Source organism: Arenibacter latericius DSM 15913 (genome assembly GCF_000424985.1).
Lineage (GTDB): Bacteria > Bacteroidota > Bacteroidia > Flavobacteriales > Flavobacteriaceae > Arenibacter > Arenibacter latericius.
In genome coordinates this window covers 1-1,234 of sequence record NZ_AUKX01000109.1, presented here as the reverse complement: position 1 = coordinate 1,234, position 1,234 = coordinate 1, and the positions used below count along the sequence as shown (strand labels likewise).

1 protein-coding gene is annotated in these 1,234 nt (G+C 34.8%); it reads left to right on the top strand.

What is annotated here, in order from left to right; genetic code table 11:
* Nucleotides 1–140 precede the first annotated feature (140 nt).
* A complete protein-coding gene (locus H344_RS0116830) occupies nt 141–1,028 on the top strand; it encodes a carbohydrate kinase family protein (RefSeq protein ID WP_026811330.1) in 888 nt (295 codons plus the stop codon).
* Nucleotides 1,029–1,234 lie beyond the last annotated feature (206 nt).

The following is a 1,234-nucleotide window of genomic DNA, read 5'->3' as shown; positions in this document are numbered from 1 at the left end:
AGAAGCAAAAAAAGAAATCTCATCATCATAACTATTATTCTTTTTTGTATTCCTTTTATTTACTAAATATAACTTTATAAATCTAAAGGAAAGATGCAACCGGGCTGGTATGATAGTTAGAAAACATTAAATATCTAAAGATGAAAAATATAAAAGCTATTTGCTTCGGTGAGGTTTTATTCGATAATTTTCCAACACACTCAAAGATTGGAGGGGCTCCCTTGAATGTTTCATTGCGACTACAGTCATACGGGGTAGACGTTTACATGATAAGCAGTGTTGGTGATGACAAGGATGGAAAAAGGATTATTGACTTTTTAAATAATTCTGGAGTCAACACTGTTGGGATACAAGTGAGTTCCAATTATGATACTGGGCATGTAAATGTAGTATTAAATGATAAAGGGGTGGCATCCTATGATATTACCTATCCTGTTGCTTGGGATAAAATTTTGCCAAGAAATCCATATGAAAGTATTCTAAAACAAACTGATATTTTTATTTATGGTAGTCTTGTCTGCAGGGATAGTACTTCTAGGGTAACCCTAGAGCGCTTATTGAAAATAGCACAATACAAGGTTTTTGATGTGAATTTAAGAGCACCACATTATACTAAGGAACTGCTTTTAGATTTAATGCATCATGCCAATTTTATAAAGTTCAATGATGACGAATTGTACGAGGTAGCGGAATATCTTGGCTCTAAATACCATTCCATGGAGCAGACAATAGCATTTGTGTCCGAACAGACCCAAACGGAAACCATTTGTGTTACAAAAGGAGCTTATGGTGCTGTGCTGTATCATCAAAAGAACTGGTATTATAATAGTGGATATAGGATCAAAGTTGTTGATACGGTAGGCTCGGGTGATTCTTTTTTGGCTTCGGTAATTTATAGGTTGTTCAACGGTGAGAGTCCACAGCAGGCTTTAGATTTTGGCTGTGCAGTAGGAGCTATGGTGGCTACGAAAGAAGGTGCCAATCCTATATTAAATAGGGAAAATATAGTTGATTTTATGTATCCTTAGTCTGTTGATCTTACCTTAAATATAGTTATTTAATGTTCACTTAAAATTTATAAAAACTTGGGCAAATATGGTTTCCATAGGGGATTGACAAAGAGTACGATAGGATAAATGCAGGCTCTAGTTTATAATAGCTATTATTTGTATCTTTAGGTATGGAACTAGAAGAATTAAAACAAAAGATCCTTTCGCTTCCTCTGGTGGACAGG